Genomic DNA, 2,062 nt, shown 5'->3' with positions numbered 1-2,062 from the left:
CGCGTCGAGCGTGTCGTTTTGCACGTCGAATGACAGTTCGGTGCTGATCGTAAGCGCGCGGCTGCGTATCCAGGGATAGCGAAGCCGCGCCGAATAACGCTCGAAAGCGCTGCCGAAGCCGAGCGTGCCGGGCTCGGCTGTCGGATTGGCCTGCGTGCGGCTGGCTTCCAGGTTGAGCGTCAGCCCGTCATAGCCGATCGGCACGACGATGCCGGCGGCATAGTTGCGATTGCGTGGGCCATCCGTGAACAGGCCGCTCTCGCCGCCATCGGGGTAGCCGCCGGCCCTGACATAGACGAGTTCGCCGAGGCCGAGCAATGAGTTGAAATCGACGCCGATGCCCGTAGACCAGCGCTGCAACGATGGCGATAGCGAGTTGTCCCCGGTCATTTGGCCGCCGATCGGGCGATATTTGCCGTCGATGACCAGCACGCTTGCGCCTTTGGCCGAGCCTGCCTGCAAGGTCGAGCGCAGCCGGGCGCCGGGCGTATCGCCAGCCAGCAGCAGCTTGCGTTCGATCGCCGACAGCTTGATGCTTTTCTGTCCAACGAGCGGCGCCAGCGTTGCCTCGACCCGCCCGCGTATGCGCTCGGGCAGATTGCTGGTGTCGATCCGTTCGAGAAAGCCATCGACGACGACCAGCCGGAGTCTTGCGCCGTCGTTGAGCTTCTGCGCCGGCAGCACCACCCGCACCAGCGCATAGCCGGCCCATCCATATTCGGTTTCGAGTTTTCGCGCCGCGGCAAAGATTTCCGCCGCCGTCACCGTGCGGTGCGCAAGGCCGGCAACGATCTTGCGTGTTGCGTCAGCCATGTCGGGCAAGCCGCCTTCGACGCTGACATCCCCGAGCTTGACCTTGAGCTTCCCGGCACCCGCCGGCGCTTCGAGGCCCACACCTTCGGGAATGGAAACACCTGCCGTGTTGGCTGCCGGCGGCGGCCGAAAGCTGGGCGGCGTGATCTGGCTGGCTGTCTGCGCGAATGCGCCGGCTTGAAGCCACAGGCACGCCGAGGCAACAAGCAGGATCAACCATCCCCCACGGGCTGCCAGCTCACCGAAAACTGGGTGACAGTCGTTATCCCTGCCAACCGCGATCTTGCTTGTATACTTCACTCAATCACTCGTCCTTCGAGGTAGAGTTCGGCAAAGCTTCGCCACCGCGCGAGATTTCATCGCTCGTTAATTGGCTTCTGCTTTCGAACTCATTTCCGGGAAGGCGTGCCCCCGCCGCTCGGATGTCGCGGAAACTATGCCGCGCTCTGGTGAACGTCAATTCAACGGGCGGCCGTCCGGCTGACTATTATTGGGAGGGGTTTTCCAAAGCGTAGCAACCGGTTAGCGGACCCCACCATGAACCGGTCGTGGCCTGCCCCATGTTCGGGTTGGGCTTGCTCTTCGCATTCGGTGCCTCTGGACACAGCTGTCGAAGGCTGGAAAATGTGGACGCGACTCCGCTGTTGGAGTTAACTCGGAACATGAGGAGGATGGCGCTGAATCTGGAAGACATTGCCGGCCATCCGGCCCTGCATCGCTGTGTCCAGGCACAGTCGTTGGCGCTGATCGACATCTATGAAACGAGCCCGCGACTGGCTTCCATTTTCGCCACGCAGCAGCGTTGGCTGATGGGTCATGTCGGCCTTGCCATGCATTTCAGGCGCGATCCGCACGACCGCCGCAAGGAGCTGACGGTATCGCGTTTCATCGAGTTCGTACACCAGCACGCGGTGGCCAGCCGCAACACGGCGGACGCTTTCATCAAGGAGATGCTGCACTATCATGTCGCCGAGTATGTTTCGGGTGGCGACGGGCGCACGCACCCCTTGCAGCCAACGGCGGCAACCGTGCAGACTTTCACCGGCTGGGTCCTTGCTCATCTGCAGACGCTGGATCATCTCGATGGTGCCGACCGGCTGGCCAGGTTCCTTGAGCGGCCCGACATGGTTGCCAGGCTGCAGCCTCTGGTCGCGGACGGCCTGCTTGCCTCCAAGCCGGTGCGTGAGCCCAACCAGACCTTTTCGCTGTTCATCTGGCTCAACAATGGCGGCATTGTCATGGCTGTCTC

General features: G+C 62.7%; 1 protein-coding gene and 1 pseudogene. One reads left to right on the top strand and one right to left on the bottom strand.

Annotation, left to right across the window (positions count from 1 at the left end; all coding sequences use genetic code 11):
- Positions 1 to 1,113 (bottom strand): POTRA domain-containing protein (locus EN984_RS32395; RefSeq protein WP_164765818.1); only part of this gene is annotated, 1,113 nt, incomplete at its 3' end.
- 371 nt (positions 1,114 to 1,484) lie between these two features.
- Here EN984_RS32395 and EN984_RS32390 point away from each other — a divergent pair.
- Positions 1,485 to 2,062 (top strand): annotated as a pseudogene (locus tag EN984_RS32390) (hypothetical protein); the annotation flags it as partial.

The sequence above is a fragment of the Mesorhizobium sp. M7A.F.Ca.CA.004.12.1.1 genome, from assembly GCF_003997835.1.
Taxonomy (GTDB): Bacteria; Pseudomonadota; Alphaproteobacteria; order Rhizobiales; family Rhizobiaceae; genus Mesorhizobium.
Note: the sequence above shows the minus strand (reverse complement) of the source record. Positions and strands in the feature narration are given on the sequence as shown.